Genomic DNA, 24,320 nt, shown 5'->3' on the forward strand with positions numbered 1-24,320 from the left:
TATAAATTGCAGATTGTTAATATGCTGGTAGATTCCCCCATGTAACAGCAAGTTACACCTCGAAAAGTCACGTCTTAGCAGGCCCGGTCAGGACGCAACGCTCGAAAAAATCAAAGGATGAATTATGGAATATGATGACTTGGAATACGTCGGCTTTTGGCCTCGAACTGGCGCAACGCTGATCGACTCAATCTTGATAGGTATTGTTGTGTTTCCCTTGCTCACGGCGTTCTATGGTGAGTCGTATTGGGGCAGTACAAGTTTGATCGTTGGGCCTATGGATTTTCTCTTGTCCTGGGTATTTCCTGCTATCGCTGTGATCCTATTCTGGATATCGAAGCAGGCGACGCCCGGGAAAATGGCCGTATCAGCGAAAATTGTTGACGCCAAAACTGGAAATGCTGCAAGTACCAGCCAGCTGATCGGACGCTATCTTGCATACTACCTCTCGTTGATTCCTCTTGGCTTGGGGTATTTCTGGGTGGCCTTTGATGCCCGCAAACAGGGGTGGCATGACAAGCTTGCAGGCACAGTGGTCGTGCGGAAGAAGCACCGGGCACCGAAACCTGTTTCGTTTGACACCTGATAAGCGAATAGGGGCCGGTCTGTCGCCAGTCTACTTAGATAACCAGTACTTCAAAGAGCTGTCAGGTGGAATTGCCCCGAAAGGCGTGACACACCCTAGCCTCAAACTGAGTCCTTCGGATTCGGGCCTGAATGTCCGCTTTGCGACCAGGTTGGTCGGCAGAGAACAATATTCTGAGCCATACTTAAAGGCCCTTACCCTCCGAAGAGGGCCACATCATGACATTTCCTATCAGCAAAGCTCCCTGGAACAAGGGAAAGCTCGTTGGCCAAAAACTACCGCTCAAGCTCGAACAAATATGGGCTATCCGCATTCGGTTAGAGATTGCAGAGAACATCCGCGAGCTGGCGATGTTCAACATGGCGATTGATTGCAAACTCCGATCTTGCGACATGGTAAAGCTCTTGGTTCGAGATATTTCGAGAAACGGCGAAGTTTTGGATAGGGCACAAGTCATTCAGCAGAAAACCAGCCAGCCTGTTCAGTTTGAGATAACCAAAAAGACTCGCGAATCAGTCGAAGCGTGGATCAAATTTCGCGGACTATCAGGTATGGATTATTTATGGCCGAGCCGGATGAGAAAATTTGATCACATCACTACTCATCAATATGCCCGTATCGTCAAAAAATGGATTGCCAGCATTGGACTCGATCCTTCCGTCTATGCCACTCACTCAATGAGACGGAGCAAGGCAACATTGATCTACAAAAAGACCAAGAATCTTCGAGCAGTCCAGTTGCTATTGGGGCACACAAATATGTCCAGTACCGTGCGATACCGTGGTGTCGAGGTGGAAGATGCTCTTGAGATTGCTGAGAGCATTGAGATCTGATTGCTGTCGCGAGGCCCCTCAACCCGGATCGCCGGGAATCGAAGCCGCTCTCGAAGCCAGTCGCTGATTATATATCGGGTTTTCCCAGACCTCTCCAATGTCTAAATAAAAACGGACTTTTTGCTTTACCAAAAGTGTCTATTAAAAGTGCGTGAATGTGCTTCAGATAGAGAAGTGTTCGATAAACCGTTCTATTTTTTCGAAAATTACCCTCACCACATTGCGATCACGCCCGGACTAATGGGTGTCGTTGAGGTTTTGATATTGCTCTCCCTTTTCAAATTTAGCTTTCGAAGTCTTTCTCGAGGATCATGTCAGCGGCCTTTTCGGCGATAGCAATCGTGGGTGCGTTCGTGTTGCCGCTAATCAGCCTTGGCATGATGGAAGCGTCCACGACCCGCAAGCCTTCCAGGCCGCGTACCCTTAGCTGCGGGTCGACCACTGCCATCTCGTCAATGCCCATCTTGCAGGTGCCCACTGGGTGGTACACGAGGCCGACCTTTTCCTTCACTTTTTCAATGATTTGCTCGTCGGACTGGCTATGTTGGCCCGGGTGGATTTCCACACCCCCATAGTCTTCAAACGACTTCGCCGCAAGAATGCGGCGCGCCTGCCGGATACCGTCCACCATCACTTTGCAATCGTCAGGGTCGGCAAAAAAGTTGTAGTCGATTTCTGGCGCCATAAAGGGATCGGCCGATGTGATGGTTACGGTGCCTGTGCTTTTAGGCCGCAGCACGCAGACATGCACCGAATAACCCGGGTTGGACATGAGTTTCAAATTTCGACCGCTATCATCAAACAACAACGGCAGCATGTGGAGCTGAACATCTGGGCGATCAACGCCGTCACTGGATCGGATAAAGCCACCGGCCTCGGTGATGGATTTGGCCAGCTTGCCCTCTTTTCTGACGATATACCTTATCGTGTCCGGCAGCATTTTCATCATGCCGCCAAACGAAGTGGTAAAGCCATTGTTCTTCTTGCTCGAGACCAGCACGCAGGCATCCACGTGCTCTTGAAGATTCCTGCCCACGCCCGGCAATTCGTGCAGGCAACAAAGACCCAACTTTTCCAGCGTCGCGCGGTCTCCAATGCCTGACAGTTGAAGCAGCTGTGGTGAATTGATGGCACCACCACTAAGAATGATTTCCCGATTGGCTTTTAATACCAGGTCTTTGTCCTCGTGGCGAAGCTCTACAGCCACGGCCCTGCTGCCTTCGAGGACCACTTTTTTCACCTGTGCTGCCGTGAGCACTGTCAGATTATTGCGATTCATGGCGGGCTTGAGATAGGCGTCGGCTGCACCAAAGCGACGACCATTCTTGATGTTCAGATGGAAATACCCCACACCCTCCTGGGCGGCGCCGTTGAAATCGTTGCTGTAGGGAAAACCAGCCTGCATGGCCGCTTTAACGAACGTTTCAGACATTGAATATTCCGCTGTCTCAGGCGCGCTGATATAGAGATTGCCATCTTTGCCGTGGTAAGGGTCGTCGGCTAGCTTCTCGTGGTGCTCTGATTTTTTGAAATACGGCAACAGATCCTGATAGCCCCAGCCCTCGTTGCCCAGCGCCTCCCACTCGTCGTAGTCCTGTTTCTGGCCGCGCACGTACAGCATGCCGTTGATGGAAGAGCTTCCACCCAGCCCTTTGCCCCTGGGAGTAAATACAGGCTGACCACCACGCAGTCTCTGGTCGGGCTTGGCGTTGAATGCCCAATTGTATTTCTTGAGAAACATATGGGCAGCAAAGGCGCCGGGCGTTCGGACGGTGACCGAATCTCCGCCTGGACCTGCTTCCAATACGCATACCGAATATCGGCCATTTGCCGACAGGCGATTGGCCAGTACGCTTCCGGCTGAGCCGGCGCCAACCACAATGTAGTCGTATTGTTCGTTCATAGTTGCACCTCAAACGGCTCCGCTTATAGAAGGCCTGCCTGCGCTTTAGGACGCAGATTGCGTTAAGCCACAGGCTATCTCGCAAGCCTGATCATGAAATTCAGGATCTTCGATGTTGTCGTAGTGTAGGGAGGCATCAATGGTTTCAAGCCATCAAAAAAACCCTGCTGGAACACCGGCCTGAGCTTGGAGAATGTGGTAAAGCCCTCATAGCCGTGGTAATGGCCCATGCCACTGGCACCGACACCGCCAAATGGCATATCGTGCTGCGCCACATGGAGAATGCAGTTATTCACTGAAACCCCGCCGGAAATGATCCTCTCGATGTAGTAATCCCGTGTCTGCGCACTTTTGGTGAAGGGGTAGAGTGCGAGTGGGCGGTCTCGTCCCTTAATGTACTCAACCACCTCTTCACGCTTGCGGTAGGTCTTAATCGGCAACAATGGTCCAAAGATCTCCCGCTGCATCACCAGCATGTCGTCGGTGACGTTGAGCAGAATATGGGGTGGGAACTTACGCAGTGAGCCATCACCTTCACCGCCCTCAGCCATGTTGATCACCGTTGCTCCCTTTTCTCGCGCATCGTCGACGGTGGCCCAAAGACGCTGGTAGGAACGCTCATCAATGATGGAGGTATAATCACTGCTCTGAAGATCCGGGTACCGCTGATTTACTAAATGTTTTGCCTTGTCGACGAAGGCGCTTACCCGGGCTTCCGGCAGGAATAGGTAGTCGACACTGGTACAGATCTGACCGGCATTCAGCAGCTTCCAGTACATCAGCCGCTCTGCTGCGATTTCGATCGGGTAGTCCTCTGCCACTATAGCCGGCGACTTACCGCCCAGTTCCAGGGTCACCGGCGTCAGATTGGCGGCGGCATTAGCCATAACAGCCCGACCGGTTTGCCCCGACCCGGTGAACAGCAGATGATCAAAGGGTAGTGCCGAAAAGTCCGGCCCGATTTCGTGCTCATCCTCAACGAAAACCAGTTTTTCCGGTGGGAAGTAATCGCCCGCCACCCGTTTGAGCAGTCGAACAAAGTGACCGGATCGGTCGGACAGCTTAACCACGGCCCGATTACCGGCGGCGAAAATGGAGGTTAGGGGCGCAAAGGTCAGGTTGGCCGGAAAGTTCCAGGGCACAATCACGCCAACGACGCCCAGCGGCTGTGGGATGACCTTATTCTTCGACCCGGGATACAGCATCTGTTTGACGTGGCGACGCTGGGGCTTCATCCAGCGTTTGAGATGCTTGATCGTATCCTTGATGCCATCGAGTACCAGAAAGATCTCGCAGAAAAGCGTTTCCGTGGACGACCTGTTACCGAAGTCATCGCTGATGGCCTTGATAATGGCGTCCTGATGGTCCTGCACCAGACGGGACAGAGCCCGCAGGTGCTGAATCCGGGCTGCAAGGCCCGGTACAGGGTCGTTCAGATAGGCGCGACGCTGGCTCTCAAAACTCTGCGTCAACGTATGAACAGTATGCTCGCGCGGGGTCGGTGTTTTCGCGCTCATTCAGTTCACCGGCTCGATAATAGGAAAGTCGGCAGACGGCTCTTCAAACATCTGCAATAGGCCAAAGAAGGCTTCCGTGGATCCGTCGATCTGAATCTGACCTGCCTGCACAGCCGCCGGAAAGGTGGTTGTCTCCAGCAGAATGCTGTCGAGTACTTCGCGGGTCATGCGCACACTGGCGTGGGCCTCGTCGTCCAGCTCTCCGGAGCGATAGGTCAGCGTGGCGTTCTGGAGATTCAAGCGATAGTCCTCTTCCTGGTCCGTCACCGACCAGTTAATCACCAGATGCTTTCCGGCAGCTTTGTCCGGGTTCAGTCTCACCGCCATGGCATCGAAGAACATGCTGGTTTCCAACGCCTGCATCAGATCCGGTTGTAAACCGACATGTTTGGGAGTGTCGACGCCGTTGCGCAATTCATGGGCGCCGACCAGATAGGCGCTCCGCCATGTGCCGGCCTCGGCCTGATAACCCAGCTGCTCAAGGGCGTCCGCTGCCAGTTCCCGGGCCGCCTGGTTGTCGGGACTCGCATAGATCAACTGGCGTGTCACGGAGGCGACCCAGCGATAGTCGCCGGCTTCAAAGTCCTTACGTGCCTTCCGCAGGACTTCTTCCTCTCCACCCATGTAGTCAATCGTCCGTCCGGCTTCTTCCCTTGGTGGCAGTGGATTGAGATTGGCCGGATTCCCGTCGTACCAGCCCATATAACGCTGGTAAACACCACGCGAATTATGGCGCACCGTGCCATAGTAGCCTCGAGCGGACCATTCTTGGTCCAGGCTCTCGGGAAGCCGCAGGTTTTCAGCGATATCGCCGGGCAGCATGCCCTCGTTCATCATGCGCACGGTCTGATCGTGGATGTGCTTGTAAAGGTCTCGCTGCACGGCCAGGAAGTGCTTAATCTCATCTTGTTCCCAGATCGGCCAGTGATGTTGGGCTACCAGGATGTCCGCGCGATCCGCGAAGCGCACCATCGCCTTATCGATAAATTTGGACCATGCGCTGGCATCACGAATGCCGGCACCGCGGATGGTATAGATATTGTGCAAATGCTGGCTGGTGATCTCCGCAGTATTCAGAACCCTGAACTGCGGAAAATACATCATCATCTCCGACTCGGCTTCTGAGCCGTGAGCCATCTGGAATTCGATCTCAATGCCGTCGACGGTCAGCTTAGCGTTATCCGGAACCGTATCCGTCGGCGCAATCAGACTCAGGGGACCACTGCCCAGAGCCTTGCCCAAGCCCGTGTCCACGTGTCCGCGCGCTCCCGGTGGTAGGCCGGCACCAAACTGGTAGGTGGCGCGCCGGGTCATGGCGTTGCCGGCGATGACGTTCTCTGCGATCGCGTGCTCCATAAAACCCTGCGGTGCATAGACCCGCACCTTACCGGCACGCACATCCTCCTCACTGATCACACCTTTTACGCCGCCAAAATGATCGGCGTGATTATGGGTATAGAGCACGGCCACGACCGGTTTCTCGGGCCGGTGCTGGTAGTAAAGTTCGAGACTGGCCCGGGCCGTGGCAGGAGTAAGAAGGGGATCGATGATGATCAGTCCGCTGTCACCCTCGATGATGGTCATGTTGGACAGGTCCATATTGCGGACCTGGTACATGCCTTCGACTACCTCAAACAGCCCGTGCATGTTATTGAGTTGTGCCATGCGCCAGAGGCTTGGATTGACGGAGTGGGGGGCCTCGTCCTTTGTCAGAAAAGCATAGGGCGACATGTCCCAGGCGACATGCCCGTTATGGTCCAGCACTTTGCCGTCCGGCAGGGAGCCCACAAAACCACGCCGAGCGTCGTCAAAGGCCCGGGTATCCGCAAACGGCAGTTCATCCAGCACCACCTGATTGGCTTGCGCTGTCACGTCACTTGCCGGTTTTGGAGTGTCGGCCTGGGCCAAAGCGGGGGAAAGTAGCGCTGCGCTGAAAGCGCTGAACGCAAGTTTCTGAATGGCGGATAGCATACTGGACCTCTGGCATGTCGTTATGTGTTGTTCTGGTGTTCACTACCTGTGAAGGACAGTCTGAGCCGTTGTGAGACAGCGCTCAAATGCATTCTTTATTGACATTCCATGCGTATTGCGCATGAATGGTGAGATGGATACACGACACATCCGACATTTCCTGGCCCTGGTCGACTCCGGCAGCTTTGCTCGCGCCTGCGAGCTAGTGCACCTGTCTCAACCGGCGCTGAGCCGCAGTATCAAGCAGCTTGAACACCAACTCGGCGCCACGCTGTTCGAGAGAGGGCGATTTGGCGCGATCCTGACTGCCCACGGCCGGGCAGCCTTGCCACACGTCCGTGGCCTGCTGGCGGCGGCAGAGTCATTGCGTCAGGAAGTCGAGGCCATTGATGATCTTGAGACCGGGGAACTCAGTATCGGTACCGGTCCATATCCCGCGCTGTCATTATTGGACCGGGTTTCTGCCAGATTCGTGGAACGTTATCCGGGTATTCGTCTGAACATCCGCACCGATAACTGGCAGGGGTTGCGTCTTGCATTGCTGGATCATGAACTGGAGCTGTTCGTGGCCGACACCGGAGCCCTGTCGGGCGATCCCGATCTTGAGATAACCCATCTGCCTCAACCTGAAGTGGTGGTGTTCTGTCAGTACGGTCACCCACTGACACAAAAGGGCGAATTGGAATGGGATGATTTGCTTGACTACCCAATGGCCATGACCCGATTACCTGAAGATATGGAGCGCCAGATCGAGACAATGAGCGCGCCACGAGGAGGGCTTCAAAAGAGAATTGAGTGCGACAACGTCGCCATGCTCGTCGCTATTGTCGCTGGCAGCCAAGCGGTTAGCATTGCACCCAGAGGGGTAGTGGCTGCTTCTTTAGCCAGCAAACAGGTGGCCACGCTTAACGTTAAGGGGGTCGAGGCGTTACGTACCCGTTATGGTGTGGTGCAACGAAATGGACGTCCTCTTTCCCCAGCCGCAACGGCCTTTCGTTCTCTCATTCTCGATGGGGCTTGAACGCTACACGTGGCTGTCGTTGAGCAGACACATCGTCTGCGTAAAGCCAACGTATATGAGCTTCAAAAGTCCTCTGGGTGGTCGATCTGAATGTTCGCTTCGCGACCAGGGCGGCGGAGGTCAGATTGGCAGAGCAAATTCCAACCTCGAAATGATTACATGGCAGAGATGGCCATGCTCGGCTAAGCTATTGTTTTATCGATTTATGTGCAGAGCGATCGGTGGTTCAAAGCCAGTAATAATGACGCAGTCAAATTTCTGCAATGGTAAAGCGCGCTGCCCAACTGCTTTTAAGATAAAAGGAAAGCGACATGTGGGACTGGGTTCAGTCGAATTCGGTTGATCTTTTTGGTCATTTGCTTACGCTGATAGGCATCATTGTAGGTGCGGTTGTTTTGGTAAGGCAGATTGGTCGACAACACAGGAGTTCGCTTGAGCTACAGAAGAGAAATGCGCAAGAAGCGTTGAAGGTCGAAATCTACGAAACGCTTACTTTGCGATTAAGGGATGTTACTCGTACCAATGTCACCGCCATGATTTACGCAGTTAATGTTCCATCGAGAATTGAGGTTTTCCAAAATTCGATCAAAAAGAACATACCACTCCCATTCCCAAGGGAGAGAGCGATTGAGTTTTCACATCTGCACAGTGCCGCTAATGATGCATTAATTGCGTTGATTCAAGAATTTGAAGCTTGGTCGATAGTGTTTCCGGAAATTGAGCTGTTCCAAACGGCCTTGAACTCCGCTAATCATGATGCCCGAAACGCTTCGAATGAACTTTTTAATCGCTTCATCATCCTCCTTCCAACTGATCCTCCACACGATGCACCACCGGAAACTCCTAGACCGATTCCCGCATCCCCTGTCAGTGCTGACCAGTTTTCAGAATTGGAAAGACTTGTAGAAGAATATCGGCGAGCCATGGACGACATCGGATGCTATGTGATCGATTTACAGATTGAAGCCCAGAACAAGCTACTTTCGGGGCTCTTCGAGCACTGGGTTCCGCGAAGAAAACCACTGGACTCCAGGTTTAAAGTGCTATCAACGGAGCCTGTCGAAATGGAGCGTTTGATGTCCTACTTCTTGAATGAAACTAGCTGGGGAAAAGAATACAAGAAGTATGAGGCTATGCATTCAAAGTCTGCATTTTCGGAATAATATCCTAACAAGGCCAGGCACAGCGATGCCTCCATTTTGTAGGCGCGCATGCTGGCAGCGATAGAGAAAATTATGATTTGGGAAAGTTGCTACTGGAAAGAGCCACTCCTCGAAGCGGCTGAACGCTTTAGAAGCCTGAAGGTTGTCGAAGAGCCTTCCGAGGATCAGCTCGTGCAGCTCGAAAAGGATGTGCTCGTCGGCTTCTACTCCGTCAGGAAACTATTTGAAACGCCGACCAAAATTACCGATGAGATCAAGAATAGTAAGCTCGACGTTGCGTGGTATCCCAATGTTGGCAAGCATGTGAATTGGCGCAACAACCACAGACTTGATGAGCTTTATGATTTTTCCAGTGGTGGACGTGAACAACGTGATGCATGGTTCATCTGTAGCAGGATAATGCACAGCTTCATTTTCGCTCCTGTGGTGGGCGATGCGGGCGGCCTAGAAGCTATTTTGTTCACTTCGGACAATGACAAAGATAAGCGCCTGTATGCCCTCCACATCGACCATTTAATAGAGTTCTTCAAGTCTGTGGGTAATGACAATCCGACAGAGATTAGGTGGGAACGAAATCAGGTCACTGGCGAGGAAAGTACAGTTGTCAAATAGCTCTAACAAGGCCAGCAGTCCGTTCCGGGCCTTCAGCCCTCCATCGGGCGCCCTTGTCAGGCCGCCGTTTATGCAGGCGTTGGGCGCTATCGCTAAATGTCAGGCAAAGAGGCAAACATGCTTGAGAGAATAAAAAATGAGCTGATGGGCCAAAAGCTTTCCCGGCTTGAGGAGCTCCCTGAAAAACAAGGTCTTTATCTTTTGTTTAGCCATAAGAAGGATCCGTTGTATTTGAGGATTACTGCGGAATCGGGGTTTCGAAACCGCATCTACAATCGGCATGTGACTGGCACAGGCATAGATGGGAATAGTCATAAGCTAGGGTGGGGGTATAACGTCGGTCCTTTCTATTTAGCTGAATTTGGTGGAAATGCTCCATTCACGGCTCGAGGTGTATCGGTCAGCACCAAGGACAAAAAGTTGATTAGGAAACTGCGCGCCAGATTCGTAAGGGAACATTGCAGGGCGAGTTATGTTGCAATTTCGAAGCCCGCGGAAATCTCAACAGCAGCGGAGTTCACATCTCATCTCGAGAGATTTTATGAAACTCCTTTAAAGCATCAGCTTTCCTTGCCTTGGCAGGATAATAAGATTTCCTCAGTTATTTCCTTTGATCCTGAACTTAAAGAATTGATCTGGAATTTTCTCGGGCAGCAGAATCTAACGGACGAGGAGTTAAAACTCTTTTCTTCGATGGAAAACTCTTCGATACGTCGACACATTTGTAATTCCAGGCAGGCGCCCAACAAGTTGTTGTAGTTCGTTCCGGCCTTCGGCCTACACCGGACGCCCTTGTCAGGGCGAAACTAAACACAAGCGTTGATCATCCAATCTGAATGTTCGCTTCGCGACCAAAGTTAAGATTACTAAGTGAACTTGTTTGCTCTAAATCGTAGAACGGCTGTGCCACAGAGATGGTGGGCTGGAAACCGTGCAAAGGTCACGTTAAGGGGGTAGTGATTCATCGACCGAAATTGACCGGGCACTGTCAGGGCACCATTTGGGCACAGCCATAAAAAAAGGACCTGCGTTTTCACGCAAGTCCTTGATATATATGGCGCGCCCGAGAGGATTCGAACCTCTGACCTCTGCCTCCGGAGGGCAGCGCTCTATCCAGCTGAGCTACGGGCGCTGAAAGTGACGGATGTGCGTCAATTTCGAGTGCGCAATCTTACGTGGGACGTTCAGGTCTGTCCAGTCCCGGGCGCGGATTGGTGCTTGGTCTAAATGTGAATAGAGCTTATTTACCGGTTTGCGCTACTGTAGTCCTCTCTGTTGGCAGTCGGGCTTTGGGAATGGTGGTTCTGCGTGGTTTTCTGATTCTTATCCTGTTCTTCCTGCTCGGGGAGGCGGTTCGGGTGCTGCTGGGGTTGCCGGTGAGTGGCGGTGTGATCGGGATGCTGATGATCACTGCCTGGCTAATGCTTCGGGGCACGATTTCCACACACATTGCCCAGGCCAGTCAGGCGCTGATTTCCGTTCTGGTGCTGCTGATCATGCCCGGGCTTGCCGGGGTGTTCTTTCTGGCGGACCAGTTTAGCGGTCAGTGGCTGGCGTTTGGCGTCGCCCTGGTGCTGGGTACGTTTCTGAGTGTGCTCACCAGTCTGCTGTTGATGCGCCACGCGGCTGACCAGGATAGCGGTCATGAGTGAAATCGCCGGTCCCCTGGGCGAGGCGCTCGCGGCCGTCACGTCTTCACCATTCGCGGCCATAGCGCTCACCCTCTGGGCCTTTCTGGCCGGGGCCTGGTTGTTTGTGCGTATGGGGCGACCGGTCTGGTGTCCTCCGGTCTTGCTGTCAGCGGTGATCCTGGCGGTGGGGCTTGTGCTGTTGCGGTATCCCATTGAGCAATACCGGCTCCAGGCGCACTGGCTCACGGTTCTGCTGGGCCCGGCCACGGTTGCCCTGGGCATTCCTTTATACCAGCAGATGCATCATATCCGGGCTCTCTGGAAGCCGGTGCTGTTGCTGTTGCCTCTGGCGGCGACTCTGGCTGCCTTCTATGCCCTGGCGCTGGCGGCTGTGCTGGGGGCGTCACCGGAAGCCTTGGCATCGCTAGCGCCCAAGTCAGTCACCGCACCCATTGCCATCGGTATCACCGAGCAGTTGGGCGGGTCGGTGCCCCTGATGATGGCGGGCCTGCTTGTCACGGGGGTAGTCGCCACCTGGTGCGTGGATGTTTTCGGTCGCAGGCTCAGGGTCACTGACGAACGTATTATCGGGCTTGTGCTGGGCCTGAATGGCCACGCTATCGGTACGGTTCGGGCCTTCGAGATCAGTCCCCTGGCGGGGGCGTTTGCGTCGCTGGGCATGGGGCTGACCGGCATCTTTACCGCGTTCATGTTGCCGTTCGCTTTCAGGCTGTGGCAGGTATGAGTAGTCTGTCTTGACCCCCTGCTTGCTATTATCTTCCTTTTGACCCAATGGAGACCGGTCGTGCCCCAGAATGAACAGTTCGCAAGCGATAACTATTCCGGTATCTGCCCCGAGGCCTGGGATCACATGGCCCAGGCCAACGCCCGGGACGACAGCGCCTATGGCGATGACGCCTGGACCCAGAAGGCGGCGGACCAGCTCCGGGAGCGCTTCGAATGTGATTGCGAGGTCTTCTTCGTCTTCAACGGCACCGCCGCCAATTCGCTGTCGCTGGCGGCCATGACCCAGTCGTTCCATAGCGTTATCTGCCATGAAATGGCACATGTGGAAACCGATGAGTGTGGCGGTCCCGAATATGCCTCCAACGGGTCAAAACTGCTTACGGGCACTGGGCCCAACGGCAAGCTCACCGCTGAGAGCGTGGAGGAGCTGGTCACCCGGCGTACCGACATCCATTACCCAAAGCCACGGGCGGTTACCCTGACCCAGGCTACGGAAGTGGGCACTCTCTATACAGTGGAGGAATTGCGGAGCATCCGTGAAGTGGCAGACCACCATGGTCTTCGGGTCCACATGGACGGCGCCCGGTTTGCCAATGCGGTGGCGGCCCTAGACCTTCAGCCCGCGGACATCACCTGGCGCGCCGGAGTGGATGTGCTGTGCCTTTCCGGTACCAAGAACGGTATGGCTTCAGGGGAGGCGATCCTGTTCTTCAACCGCGCGCTGGCGGAAGATTTTGAGTGGCGGTGCAAGCAGGCCGGACAGTTGGCCTCCAAGATGCGTTTCATATCCGCGCCCTGGTGTGGCTTGCTGGAAAATGATGTGTGGCTGAAAAATGCCGCTCACGCCAACGCCTGCGCGGCACGGCTTGAGGCCGGGCTTGCAGGGCTCAAGGGCGTCCGTCTGAGCTTTCCGCGTCAGGCCAATGCGGTGTTCGTGGCCTTGCCTGAGCAAGCCCAGGCGAGGCTGCGCGCCATGGGCTGGCACTTCTATACGTTTATTGGCGGCACGGCGCGCTTCGTATGCTCATGGTCGACCACGCCTGCTCGCGTTGACGCCCTGGTGGCGGATATATCCAAAGCCATGGCTGACTGAAGCTAAAACTCATTTATTAAACATTGCACAAAATTACGGCAAAACACTTGCAATAACGCATGCGAATAACAATAATTATCACTAAGTTTAATCGACTAGTGAGAGCTTCTGCATGTACGTATGCCTCTGCACCGGTGTCACCGACCATCAGATCCGCGCTGCTGCTGAAAATGGCTGCAGCTCCATGCGCCAGCTGGGCAAAGAGCTGGGCGTAGGGCGCCAGTGCGGCCGCTGTGCTTGCACAGCCCGGGAGATCCTGCGGGAGTCCCAGTCTGAAAGTTATCTATCCCTCGCCAATATGCTGGCCCAGCCCGCGTAACGCCTTGACTTTGGCCTGAAGCTCCGCTGCCATCCCAATTGGGAATCATTTTCTGGTGCGGTTTTTTATCACACTGTTTAGGTCTATCCTTGCCTGATCAGTCTGATGAATGAGGAGGCCAGAGGCCATGAAAGGCGATAAGAAGGTAATTCAATTCCTGAACAAGGTGCTGGGCAATGAGCTCACCGCCATCAACCAGTACTTCCTGCATTCACGCATGTATAAGGATTGGGGCATCACGGCCCTGGCCGCCAAGGAATACGAAGAATCCATCGATGAGATGAAGCATGCGGATCAGCTGATCGAGCGCATTCTGTTCCTGGAAGGTCTGCCCAACCTTCAGGATCTCAATAAACTGCTGATCGGCGAGAACGTCAAGGAAATGATCGAGCTCGACCTCAAGCTGGAGATGATCGCCCACAAGGATCTCAAGGACGCAATCGTGCATTGCGAAGAGGTCAAGGACTACACCAGCCGTGAAATCTTCCGCAGTATTCTGGACAGTGAAGAAGAGCACATCGACTGGCTGGAAACCCAGCTTGACATGATTGAACGAATGGGGCTTCAGAACTACATCCAGCTCCAGTCTTCATCTGCCGACTGATTGCCTTAGCAGGTCACTTTCACGATTCGCCTGGTCACTGCCGGGGCATTAACAGGCCCCGGTCAGGTTGCTCCCACCCGCCTGATCCTCTATCTTTTGCCGAAGCCTGCAACCGAGTGATGGCGCCAGCCTGATCGGTATGTTTTTCATGGTCCCCAGGGACGACTCAAGGAGATTGCAATGGACCTGTCCTGTTTCAAAGCCTATGACCTGCGCGGCCGAGTGCCGGATCAGCTCAACCCGAAGCTGGCTGAACTGATCGGCCGGGCCTATGTGGCCATTACCGGGGCCCGGAAAGTGATCGTTGGCTACGACATCCGGCTTTCCAGCCCGGAAATCACCGATGCGCTCAGCTCCGGTCTGATGGCTGCAGGTGCTGATGTGTTCAATATCGGGCTGTGTGGTACAGAGCAGGTCTACTTTGCGACAAGCCATTACGACATGGACGGCGGCATCATGGTTACCGCCAGCCACAACCCCCGTGACCATAACGGTATGAAGATGGTTGGCCCCCAGTCGCGGCCGATCAGCTCCGATAACGGCCTCAACGATATCCGCGATCGTGTCCTGGAGCCCTTTGAAAACGCACCGGTGCAGGGACGCCACGAGACCCTGGAGGTTGAGTCAGCCTATATCGATCACCTGCTGGGCTATGTTCAGGCCAAAGATCTGAAGCCCCTGAAGATTGTGGTCAACGCCGGTAATGGTGGGGCTGGGGTGGTTATCGATGCACTGGAGCCGCACTTGCCGTTTGAGTATGTTCGTGTTCATCACGAGCCTGACGGCAATTTTCCCAACGGCGTGCCCAATCCTATCGTTGAGGAAAGCCGCGCTGTCACAGCCGAGGCCGTCATCTCGGAAAAAGCCGCCATGGGCATCGCCTGGGACGGGGATTACGACCGCTGCTTTTTCTTTGACGAGAACGGACGCTTTATCGAGGGCTACTACATCGTAGGGCTGCTTGCCGACCAGTTCCTGCGTAAGGCCGGTGGCGGCAAGATCATCCACGACCCCCGCCTAACGTGGAATACCCTGGACCTGGTCAAGGCCGCAGGGGGCGAAGCCATCGAAAGCAAAACCGGACATGCATTCATCAAGCAGCGCATGCGGGATGAAGATGCCCTCTATGGGGGCGAGATGAGCGCCCATCATTATTTCCGGGACTTCGCCTACTGCGACAGCGGGATGATTCCCTGGCTGCTGGTGGCCGAGCGGCTGTGTCAATCCGGCCAGACCCTGTCGTCACTTATTGACGCGCGTATCGAAGCCTACCCGGCCAGCGGTGAGATCAACCGGACCATTCAGGATCCGCCCAAGGTGATTGCAGCCATTGAGGAGCGTTACGGTGCGGATGCCCTGTCTGTCAGTCATGTGGATGGGGTGAGTATTGAATTTGAATCCTGGCGGTTCAATCTGCGCATGTCGAACACCGAACCCGTGGTTCGCCTGAACGTTGAGGCCCGTGCCGACATTCCCTTGATGAAAGCCAAAACAGAAGAGTTGTTGGCGGAGATGGCGCGACTGGACAAGACCTGACCCGAGCTGCCGCTGGCACCTGTGCCAGCGGTTTACTTGCTGTATGTCACTATTTCTTTAAGCCCGCCTTGCAGACCATTACAGCCAGTCGTTAAGCATCACACCGATACCTATACGCTGGATGCGTTGGTTGTAGTCGATCAGGCTCTCACCGTAACCGTTGTAATACTGGACATAGCCTTTGAGCGCTTCGCCTATGGGGAAGCTGTAGCCAAGTTCGAAGGATGTTTTGTTATCACCGCGCAGGTTATTGCGAAGTTTCAGGGACAGCGTATTCTCCTCGTTCCACTTATACACGGTCCATAAATCGCCGTGACCCAGGTAGCGCTCAATATCCGGATTGTCGTCTTCACTGTCGCTTTCAGGAATACGGTACCAGGGCGCCAGGACGAACAGCCAGCGATTGTAGCTGTAAGTCACCTGGCTGGTGATCCGATTCCAGCTGCGGGACTGGGGTTCAGATTTACCGTTCGACTGGTGGCTGATACCCAGGGCCACGGTATTGAGAGTGCCGGGTCCAATGTCGAAGTTGGTCTCGTAGCGGGCAAACAGCTCCGGCTCATAGTTGGTTTCTCGGAACGGCTTGGAATTGTCCGTGTTGAACAGCTGCCAGAAAGAAAGCTGGGTATAACCGAACCAGAGCGTCGTGCGATCGTCGAATATCCCGGTCAGTAGAGGTACCTTGAAGCTGATCTGGTATTTGGCTTCCGTGTTCTCCAGGTCTGCATCGTAGTCAGTTTCGCCCAGACGCGGCGAGTTTGGGGTCTGGTTGGGCTCATGGGCATAGGTGAGCGGCATGATGTACGTGGGCCGGTGAGTCACAAAGCTCCCGTTAAAAGAGAACAGCGCTTTCTCAGCAGCGACGTAGCGATTGATCAGGGCCTTGACCACGCCGCTGTCCTCATCATCCGCCTCACGACCATCCTCACCAGGGGTGTCGTCCGAAGATTCGGCATCACTCTCGTCGGAGAATCCGAGGGTTTCGGTGGCCTCTTCGGCAGCGTCAACCGATTCATCGGTGGCGTTGTCCTGGGCAGTCTGGGGGTCAATCACGGCGTCATAGCAGCTCAGGCGTTTGACACCATCCGTTATCAAGGCGCAGTCCTCGATTCTGATGGTTTCAAGGTCTGCCTCTGGATTTTCCTGTCCGGTCGCGACCACTGGACTCAGGGCAGTTAACGCCCATACGACAAAAGCTTTGTTCGAGGCCATCTAGCCAAATACTCCGGTAAAAATCGGGGACGGGACAATCAGCTCATGCTAAGCCAGGTGCGTGCGATACCAAAGGCCCAAATACCTAATAGCGTCAAGGTCAAAAGTCCGAAAGTGATCTTGTGGCGAAGCTGCCCCTGACCTCCGGCCTCGGATACCCAGCGCAAGTACATCAGCGCCAGGAAAGACAGAAACACCACGAGGCTTGCAGTGGCGGGTATCAGCAGCCAACCCTGGCTGATGGCATCGCCGCCCTCAGCCACCCGGCTGAGAATCACCATTGAGCTTACGAGAATGGCCAGCGCACTGAATTCGCTTATCAGCAGGGGCTTGCGCCACCGTAGGATGCCGGAATGGCCGTCGGTTTTATGCTCAACCATTTTTTCAACCCTGTGTCGGCCATGGCTTACTAAGTAGAGTTTGGGCATTATGGTAGCGGTTTCGGCCCATCAGCGTTACCCCATGGGTACGAATTAATGCCACAGCAAGATTACGGAAAGCGAAAAAAAAGGCCCAAACCGGTGCTTTGGTTTTTTTGCCCTGTCGCAGCCGCTATAATGCGGCAACAGTTTTTATAACGCTCTGATGCGAGGTGTACTTGTGAACACAATGAAAGCCATGGCAGCACTAGTGCTTGGTTTCAGTTTGACCGCGGGCGTTGCCCTGGCAGCTGTAGAAGACGAGATCCGGGCGCGGATTGCGCCGATTGGCGATGTGTGTGTTGAAGGTGAAGACTGCGGCGATATCGCCACCGCCGATGCACCGGCTGCAGCCAGTGATGAACCTCGCTCCGGTGATGAAGTCTATGCCTCCGCCTGTCAGGCCTGTCACACGACCGGCGCAGCAGGAGCACCGAAAATCGGTGAGCAGTCGGCGTGGGCGGATCGGGTTGAAAAAGGTCGCGATACGCTGGTAACTCATGCGGTCGAAGGCTTTAATGCCATGCCGGCCATGGGCGGCTGCGGCAGCTGTTCCGAGGAAGAGATCGAGAAGGCAGTCGATCACATGCTCAGCCAGCTGGAGTAACTGTACCGGGCCTTCCGACGGTCACCGGTTCATCTGAAGCCGGTCAGGCGCAGGCTCGAATAGGCTGGCTGCGTTGATGAAGAAACCAGCACTTTGCAGTGCTGGTTTTTATTTTGCCTCAACAAAAACAGACCCCAGCCGTAATAAAGCCGGGTCAGCCCCCGAGATCGCCCAGTAGCGCACTGAGAGTGGCCTTGCCCTTTTTCTGGTTTGCTTCCACATCCAGGTCGCCCATGCCTTCCCACTTTACGTCTTCTTCCGGTAGTTCATCCAGAAAGCGGCTGGGAATGGTTTCCAGTTTCTCACCGTACTGTCGGCGCTGGGCCGCGTAAGTCAGGGTCAGGGTTTCCCGTGCCCGGGTGATACCGACGTACATCAGCCGGCGCTCTTCTTCGATGTTGCCTTCTTCAATGCTGCTGCGATGGGGCAGTATTTCCTCTTCAAGGCCCATGATAAATACATGGGGAAACTCCAGGCCTTTTGATGCGTGCAGGGTCAGCAGCTGGACCTTGTCACTGTCGTCCTCTTCCTCGCGCTGCTCCATCAGGTCCCGGAGGATCAGCTTGCTGATGGCGTCTTCAATGCCGATCTCATCTGCCGTGCCCTTGCCGTCGTCAATCATTCGCCGGATCGACTCCACCAGGTACCAGATATTCTCCATGCGACGTTCGGCCTGCTTGGGCGACCCCGCGTGCTGGTGCAGCCATTCCTCATACTCGATGTCGGTGAATAGCTGTTTGATCACCGGTACCGGGTCTTCCTGATGCAGGCGCTGACAGGTACGGTCGACCCAGTCCGAGAACCGGCGCAGGCGATCCAGGCCTTTTTCGGTAACGTGGGTCTCGGCTCCCATGTCTGACAGGGCGCGGAACAGGCTGACGTCTCTGGCGCGGGCATAGTGGCTGAGCTGCTCCAGGGTTCGGGGGCCGATTTCCCGCCGGGGTACGTTCACTACACGAAGGAAGGCAGCGTCGTCGTTGGGGTTCACCAGCAGCCGCAGGTAGCCCATGGCATCCTTGATTTCGTTACGGGCGAAAAATGACTGTCCCCCTGAAATCCGGTAGGGAATCTGGTAGGCCTGGAGCTTCACCTCCAGCAGCCGGGCTTGGTGATTACCCCGGTAAAGTACGGCAAAGTCCCGGAAGGCGAGCCCTTTTTTCAGCTTCTGGTCGAGAATCTCGGTGGCGATGCGCTCGGCTTCGGCGTCTTCGTTGCGACACCGGACAATGCGGATCTCGTCACCAATGGTGTGGTCGCTCCAGAGGGCCTTCTCGAACACATGGGGATTGTTGGCGATGACCGTGTTGGCGCTGCGCAGTATTCGGCCTGTGGAGCGGTAATTCTGCTCCAATTTGGTGATCTTGAGGCTGGGAAAGTCCTCCTTGAGCTGGGCCAGGTTTTCAGGCCGGGCACCGCGCCAGGCGTAGATGGACTGGTCATCATCGCCGACCACCGTAAAGGCAGCCCGGCCTGCCACTAGCAATTTCACGAGTTCGTACTGGCACAGGTTGGTGTCCTGGTATTCGTCCACCAGCAGGTAGCGGATCTTGCGCCGCCACTTTTCCAGCACCTCCGGCTGATTCCTGAACAGTTGCACCGGCAGCAGGATCAGGTCATCAAAATCCACCGCATTGTACGCCTTGAGATACTCCACATAGCGGGCATAGACCAGGGCGATTCTCTGCTCCCGCTCATCCGCGGCCTTGCTGCGAGCCTCCGATGGTCCTCGCATGGCGTTCTTCCAGCTGGAAATGGTCATCTGGATATCAGCGAGTTCGTCGCCAGCATCGGCGCTGGCCTCCCGCATCATCAGGTCCTGAAGAAGCGCTTTGGCGTCATCGGCATCGAAAATGGAAAAGCCGGGATGGTAGCCCACATGGCTGTGTTCCTCGCGGATGATGTTAAGGCCCAGGTTGTGAAATGTCGAAACCGTCAGGCCGCGCGCCAGTTTGCGATCCACCAGATGTCCCACCCGCTCTTTCATCTCTCTGGCGGCTTTGTTCGTAAAGGTGAGGGCAGCTATATGGCGGCCGGGAATGCCGACTTTCTCGATCAGGTACGCCATCTTGCGCGTGATCACGCTGGTCTTGCCGCTGCCCGCTCCGGCAAGAACCAGCAGCGGGCCATCGACGTAGCGAACGGCTTCATGCTGACGGGGATTGAGTTTATTCACAAACGACCTGCTGTTGTATGACCGGGGCTAGGGTATTCTACATCACCTCGGCTTTGCTGTACGTTGCCTGTCGATCGTCTATCCTTGGATGGTGACTTATGTGACTTATGTGACTTATGAGTCAGTCGGAGCCGAGACAGACTGGAACCTGACGTATTTCCTGTAACTTTCCGAAAGGACGCGGACTGGCACACCCATGAACGAAACCCTGGATCCCATGAACCGTAGCAGTGTGCGAGTACTGGTTCTGACACCGGAACATACCGATTATCTCTGGTATGTTGCGATGCTTCGTAATGATCATGAGATACTCCCGGACCTTACCTGGTGTCCGGATCTGATTGACTGCGATGACCTGGTGCGCAACGCCCATTTCGATGTGATTCTCTGGGACTGTTGCCTACACGGCGGCTCCGAGCTGGCCTTCCTGCAATATCTGACAGTCTCCAGCGGCGACAAGCCCATACTGGCACTCGGGGCTGATAGCGAGGCCCTGCGAACGCCAGAGATGCTCATTAACGGTGCCGCTGATTATCTGCGCAAAGGCAGCCTGGAAGCCTGGGGGCTCGGCCGGTCGGTTCGATGCCTCTGGTACCGGCAGCAGGTAGCAGACTCGACCCAGGGCCAGCTGGGTGCCGAGGTGGCCAGTGGCTTCATCAACCGGGACCTGTTTTTCGATCGGCTACAGCAGGCCCTGTTGCGGGCTGAACGAAGCGGCCATCGGCTGGCACTGCTCCATATCAATCTGGACGATTTTCGGGCGATCAATGAGAACCTGGGCTACCAGATGGGCGATCAACTGATCCTCAAGGTGGCGGAACGGCTACGCCAGGTATTGCGACGGGTGGACTCACTGATGCGCATCGGTGGCGACGAGTTCGCCATCATCATTGAAAAGGTGGAGGATTCCCTCGACATCACCCAGATCATCCGCAAGGTGGTCGGTGTGCTCGGTGATCCCATTGTGGTGGACGGACACAGTGTCGTTGTCAGTGCAAGCCTCGGGGTGGCCACTTTTCCGGAAGCGGGAGATACGCCGGAAACTCTTCTGCGCCGGGCCAACCGGGCCATGTTCGAGGCCAAGCGCGACACCGGTACGAGTTACCGTTTCTATAACAAGCAATTGCACATTACCGCAGGCCGTCAGCTCAAGCTGGAGGCGGACCTGCGCAATGCCCTGCGTGGTCGCGAGCTGGAGCTGTACTACCAGCCCCGGATCGACCTGACCACGGAAGAGGTCAGGGGGGTGGAGTGTCTGCTGCGCTGGAATCACCCGGACGGCCACCTGATTCCTCCGGATGAGTTCATACCCGCTGCCGAGCGTAGCGGCCTCATCGTTCCGATCGGCTACTGGGTAATCGAACAGGCCTGTGCGCGGCTGCGCGATGCCGCCAACCTTGGTCATCCCGGCCTTGTGTTCGCGGTCAACCTGTCGTTCCGGCAGTTCCACGACCGCAAGATGACCGAAACCATCTTCCGCATTATCTACAACGCCAACGTTGATACCAGCCTGCTGGAACTGGAGTTGACCGAAAGCGCCATGATGCATGATCCGGAATACGCACAGCGCTGCCTACGGGAGCTGAACCAGCTGGGGATCAGCTTCGCGCTGGATGACTTTGGCACCGGCTACTCTTCCCTGAGCAACCTCCAGCACCTGCCGATATCCCTGGTCAAGATCGACAAGTCCTTTGTCCAGGAGCTGGGCGCCTCCGGTGACGCCGAACATATCATCCGCGCCATCATCAGCCTGGCCCACAGCCTGCAAATGAGCGTTGTGGCAGAGGGTGTCGAGACCGAAGGCCAGCTCGAGTTCCTGCGCCAGCAGCAGTGCGACGAGGTGCAGGGCTATTACTACGCCCGACCCATGCCGTGGGACGACCTGGTGGAATTCCTTGACGCACGCAATCGCCTCGCTTGCCTGCAGCAATAAGCCGCTGTACCTTTGCCCATTGATTTCACAGAGCGGAGGTTTCTTCATGCCCGATCGCTTCCATGACCGCAAGACAGACGAGGTTGCATGAACAGTATTGCCAGGCGAATTGCAGATGAACTGGGGGTCCGTGAGCAGCAGGTGACTGCAACCGTTGAGATGCTGGACGGGGGCGCCACCGTGCCTTTCATCGCCCGCTACCGGAAGGAAGTAACCGGATCCCTTGACGACAGCCAGCTGCGCAACCTAGAAGAGCGGCTACGCTATCTCCGTGAGCTGGAAGACCGTCGGGCTACCGTCCTCAAGAGTATCGACGAGCAGGGCAAGCTGTCTGATGAGCTGCGCAACGATATCCTTACCGCCGACACCAAAAATCGCCTGGAAGATCTGTACCTGCCCTACAAGCCCAAGCGCCGCACCAAGGCCCAGATTGCCCGGGAAGCGGGCCTGGAGCCCCTGACCGATACACTGTACGACGATCCGACCCAGGATCCGGAAACCCTGGCGGCCGGCTATCTCAATGTCGACGCCGGTGTTGCCGATACCAAGGCGGCACTTGAAGGTGCCCGGGCCATTCTCATGGAGCGGTTTGCCGAGAACGCCACGCTGTTGGGAGCCTTGCGCGATTTCATATGGCAGGAAGCGCAGCTGAAAGTCAGCGTTATTGAAGGCAAGGAAACCGAAGGCGCCAAGTTCCGTGATTACTTCGACCATGTCGAACCCCTGAAAAAAGTCCCGTCTCACCGGGCCCTGGCGATTCTCCGTGGTCGCAATGAGGGTGTGCTTTCCTACAGCCTGGTAGTGGGCGATAGCAATGACGACCGCCGTACCCCGCATCCGGCGGAACAGCGGATCGCCGCGCACTGGCGCATTCGCGACCAGGGCCGTGCCGCCGATCGCTGGCTGGGGGAGGTGGTGCGCTGGACCTGGCGGGTCAAACTGTCGACCCAGATTGAAACCGATCTCATGTCCCAGGTCCGTGAAGCGGCCGAGACGGAGGCAATCAATGTGTTTGCGGCCAATCTGAAAGACCTGCTGCTGCTGGCGCCGGCCGGCCCACGGCCAACCCTGGGACTGGATCCGGGCCTGCGAACAGGGGTAAAGGTGGCCATTATTGACGGCACCGGCCAGGTGGCCGGTCACGGAGCCATCTTCCCCCACGCCCCAGCCAACAAATGGGACCAATCCATTGAGCAGCTGGCGCGCTGGTGTCGGGAGTACCGGATTGAGCTCATCGCCATTGGTAACGGAACGGCTTCCAGGGAAACCGAGAAGCTTGCGGCCGACCTTATCAAACGTTATCCCGAACTGAACCTGGCGCGCATTGTGGTCAGTGAGTCCGGTGCCTCAATCTATTCTGCTTCCGAGTTCGCTTCCCGGGAGCTACCGGATCTGGACGTCACCATTCGCGGGGCGGTATCCATCGCGCGCCGGCTCCAGGATCCGCTGGCGGAGATGGTCAAGATCGAGCCCAAATCCATTGGCGTGGGCCAGTATCAGCACGATGTCTCCCAGGTGCAGCTGGCCCGCAGCCTTGATGCGGTGGTCGAAGACTGTGTGAACGGGGTGGGGGTCGACCTCAATACCGCCTCTATTCCATTGCTGGCCCGTGTTTCCGGCCTCAACCAGACCATTGCCGAGAACATCATCGAATTCCGCAACCGAAACGGCATTTTCCGCAGCCGCAAGCAGCTGATGGATGTGGCCCGGCTCGGCGCCCGTACCTTCGAGCAGGCCGCAGGGTTTCTGCGGATTGCCGGCGGCGAAAATCCGCTGGACAGTTCGTCCGTTCACCCGGAAGCCTACGGCGTGGTGGAAGCCATTGCGGCCCGCAGCGGACGCAGGGTGGAACAGATTCTCGGCGACAGCAGTTTCCTGCGTTCCCTGAACCCCAACGACTTTGTTACCGAGCGCTTTGGTGTGCCTACCATAAAGGATATTCTGTCCGAGCTGGAAAAGCCTGGTCGCGATCCCCGGCCTGAGTTCCGTTTTGCCAGCTTCCAGGAGGGTGTCGAAACCCTGAAGGATCTTGAGCCCGGCATGATACTGGAAGGTACGGTCACCAATGTCACCAACTTCGGGGCTTTCGTTGATATCGGGGTCCATCAGGATGGTCTGGTCCATATCTCGGCGCTTTCCCATTCGTTCATCAAGGACCCGCGGGAAGTGGTCAAGGCAGGGGATATTGTCAAGGTCAAGGTGATGGAGGTGGATATCCCGCGCAAGCGCATCGCCCTTACCATGCGGCTGGACGACACCCCGGGGGCCGCTGAGCCAAGGGCAGGCCGGACCGAGACCCGGCCTGCGGGCAAATCATCGGACCGCAAACCTGGCAGTCGCAATGCCGGCCCGGCCAGCAGCGCAGGTTCGCCACCGAGCGCCATGGCAGGTGCGCTGGCACAGGCGCTGGCTTCAGCCGGAAAGAACAAACGTTAGCTTC

At 55.8% G+C, this 24,320-nt stretch carries 21 protein-coding genes and 1 tRNA gene; 15 read left to right on the forward strand and 7 right to left on the reverse strand.

Annotated features, from left to right (window positions below):
• The first annotated feature begins 124 nt into the window (after nt 1-124).
• Both G7W63_RS19285 and G7W63_RS19290 read left to right on the forward strand, forming a co-directional pair.
• Nucleotides 125-586 carry an RDD family protein gene (locus G7W63_RS19285; RefSeq protein WP_166262184.1) on the forward strand — a complete coding sequence of 154 codons (462 nt, stop codon included), beginning with the start codon at nt 125-127 and terminating at the stop codon, nt 584-586.
• Between the two features lie 218 nt (nt 587-804).
• A complete protein-coding gene (locus G7W63_RS19290) occupies nt 805-1,419 on the forward strand; it encodes a tyrosine-type recombinase/integrase (RefSeq protein ID WP_166262186.1) in 615 nt (204 codons plus the stop codon).
• Nucleotides 1,420-1,702: 283 nt separating this feature from the next.
• Here the strand turns inward: G7W63_RS19290 and G7W63_RS19295 are convergent, their stop codons facing one another.
• The 3 genes from G7W63_RS19295 to G7W63_RS19305 form a co-directional block, all read right to left on the reverse strand.
• Nucleotides 1,703-3,322: a GMC family oxidoreductase gene (locus G7W63_RS19295; RefSeq protein ID WP_166262188.1), complete on the reverse strand. Its 1,620-nt coding sequence runs from the start codon at nt 3,320-3,322 to the stop codon at nt 1,703-1,705.
• A gap of 74 nt (nt 3,323-3,396) precedes the next feature.
• Nucleotides 3,397-4,839, reverse strand: coding sequence for a coniferyl aldehyde dehydrogenase (locus G7W63_RS19300; protein WP_166262190.1), 1,443 nt, complete (start codon nt 4,837-4,839; stop codon nt 3,397-3,399).
• Nucleotides 4,840-6,810 carry an alkyl/aryl-sulfatase gene (locus G7W63_RS19305; RefSeq protein ID WP_166262192.1) on the reverse strand — a complete coding sequence of 657 codons (1,971 nt, stop codon included), beginning with the start codon at nt 6,808-6,810 and terminating at the stop codon, nt 4,840-4,842. It lies immediately after the preceding gene.
• A gap of 133 nt (nt 6,811-6,943) precedes the next feature.
• Between G7W63_RS19305 and G7W63_RS19310 the strand changes: the two genes are divergently transcribed.
• From G7W63_RS19310 to G7W63_RS19325, 4 genes are all read left to right on the forward strand, one after another.
• Nucleotides 6,944-7,831, forward strand: a complete 888-nt coding sequence (locus G7W63_RS19310; protein ID WP_166262194.1) for a LysR family transcriptional regulator — start codon at nt 6,944-6,946, stop codon at nt 7,829-7,831.
• Between the two features lie 311 nt (nt 7,832-8,142).
• On the forward strand, nt 8,143-8,994 hold the full coding sequence (locus G7W63_RS19315) for a hypothetical protein (RefSeq protein ID WP_166262196.1): 852 nt from the start codon (nt 8,143-8,145) through the stop codon (nt 8,992-8,994).
• Between the two features lie 72 nt (nt 8,995-9,066).
• The gene (locus G7W63_RS19320) at nt 9,067-9,606 is read left to right on the forward strand and encodes a hypothetical protein (protein WP_166262198.1); all 540 of its coding nucleotides are present in this window, start codon (nt 9,067-9,069) and stop codon (nt 9,604-9,606) included.
• 117 nt (nt 9,607-9,723) lie between these two features.
• Nucleotides 9,724-10,365 carry a hypothetical protein gene (locus G7W63_RS19325; protein ID WP_166262200.1) on the forward strand — a complete coding sequence of 214 codons (642 nt, stop codon included), beginning with the start codon at nt 9,724-9,726 and terminating at the stop codon, nt 10,363-10,365.
• A 296-nt stretch (nt 10,366-10,661) separates the two neighbouring features.
• Here the strand turns inward: G7W63_RS19325 and G7W63_RS19330 are convergent.
• Nucleotides 10,662-10,738 (reverse strand) — tRNA-Arg (locus G7W63_RS19330).
• A 163-nt stretch (nt 10,739-10,901) separates the two neighbouring features.
• Here G7W63_RS19330 and G7W63_RS19335 point away from each other — a divergent pair.
• From G7W63_RS19335 to G7W63_RS19360, 6 genes are all read left to right on the forward strand, one after another.
• Nucleotides 10,902-11,258: a CidA/LrgA family protein gene (locus G7W63_RS19335; RefSeq protein ID WP_166262202.1), complete on the forward strand. Its 357-nt coding sequence runs from the start codon at nt 10,902-10,904 to the stop codon at nt 11,256-11,258.
• Entirely contained in the window at nt 11,251-11,982 is a 732-nt protein-coding gene (locus G7W63_RS19340) for an LrgB family protein (RefSeq protein WP_166262204.1), read from the forward strand. Before G7W63_RS19335 ends, G7W63_RS19340 begins: the two co-directional genes overlap by 8 nt.
• 60 nt (nt 11,983-12,042) lie before the next feature.
• Nucleotides 12,043-13,077: a threonine aldolase family protein gene (locus tag G7W63_RS19345; protein ID WP_166262206.1), complete on the forward strand. Its 1,035-nt coding sequence runs from the start codon at nt 12,043-12,045 to the stop codon at nt 13,075-13,077.
• 112 nt (nt 13,078-13,189) lie between these two features.
• A complete protein-coding gene (locus G7W63_RS19350; protein WP_166262208.1) occupies nt 13,190-13,396 on the forward strand; it encodes a bacterioferritin-associated ferredoxin in 207 nt (68 codons plus the stop codon).
• Nucleotides 13,397-13,523: 127 nt separating this feature from the next.
• Nucleotides 13,524-14,000 carry a bacterioferritin gene (bfr, locus tag G7W63_RS19355; protein WP_166262209.1) on the forward strand — a complete coding sequence of 159 codons (477 nt, stop codon included), beginning with the start codon at nt 13,524-13,526 and terminating at the stop codon, nt 13,998-14,000.
• A gap of 180 nt (nt 14,001-14,180) precedes the next feature.
• Complete coding sequence (locus tag G7W63_RS19360) at nt 14,181-15,536, forward strand: phosphohexomutase domain-containing protein (RefSeq protein ID WP_166262211.1); 1,356 nt, start codon at nt 14,181-14,183, stop codon at nt 15,534-15,536.
• A 78-nt stretch (nt 15,537-15,614) separates the two neighbouring features.
• Here G7W63_RS19360 and G7W63_RS19365 read toward each other — a convergent pair whose 3' ends face one another.
• Complete coding sequence (locus G7W63_RS19365; protein ID WP_166262213.1) at nt 15,615-16,748, reverse strand: phospholipase A; 1,134 nt, start codon at nt 16,746-16,748, stop codon at nt 15,615-15,617.
• Nucleotides 16,749-16,786: 38 nt separating this feature from the next.
• A complete protein-coding gene (locus G7W63_RS19370) occupies nt 16,787-17,128 on the reverse strand; it encodes a hypothetical protein (protein WP_166262215.1) in 342 nt (113 codons plus the stop codon).
• 229 nt (nt 17,129-17,357) lie between these two features.
• On the opposite strand from G7W63_RS19370, the gene G7W63_RS19375 reads away from it, so the two are divergent.
• Nucleotides 17,358-17,774 (forward strand): c-type cytochrome, encoded by a 417-nt coding sequence (locus G7W63_RS19375; protein WP_166262421.1) that lies wholly within the window; start codon nt 17,358-17,360, stop codon nt 17,772-17,774.
• 154 nt (nt 17,775-17,928) lie between these two features.
• Here G7W63_RS19375 and rep read toward each other — a convergent pair whose 3' ends face one another.
• A complete protein-coding gene (rep, locus tag G7W63_RS19380; RefSeq protein ID WP_166262217.1) occupies nt 17,929-19,947 on the reverse strand; it encodes a DNA helicase Rep in 2,019 nt (672 codons plus the stop codon).
• Between the two features lie 196 nt (nt 19,948-20,143).
• Here rep and G7W63_RS19385 point away from each other — a divergent pair, with 196 nt between their 5' ends.
• A complete protein-coding gene (locus G7W63_RS19385) occupies nt 20,144-21,880 on the forward strand; it encodes an EAL domain-containing protein (RefSeq protein WP_166262219.1) in 1,737 nt (578 codons plus the stop codon).
• Between the two features lie 87 nt (nt 21,881-21,967).
• Nucleotides 21,968-24,316: a Tex family protein gene (locus G7W63_RS19390; protein WP_166262221.1), complete on the forward strand. Its 2,349-nt coding sequence runs from the start codon at nt 21,968-21,970 to the stop codon at nt 24,314-24,316.
• The last annotated feature ends 4 nt before the right edge of the window (nt 24,317-24,320 follow it).

The sequence above is a fragment of the Marinobacter salicampi genome (assembly GCF_011074795.1).
In the GTDB taxonomy this organism is placed as follows: domain Bacteria; phylum Pseudomonadota; class Gammaproteobacteria; order Pseudomonadales; family Oleiphilaceae; genus Marinobacter; species Marinobacter salicampi.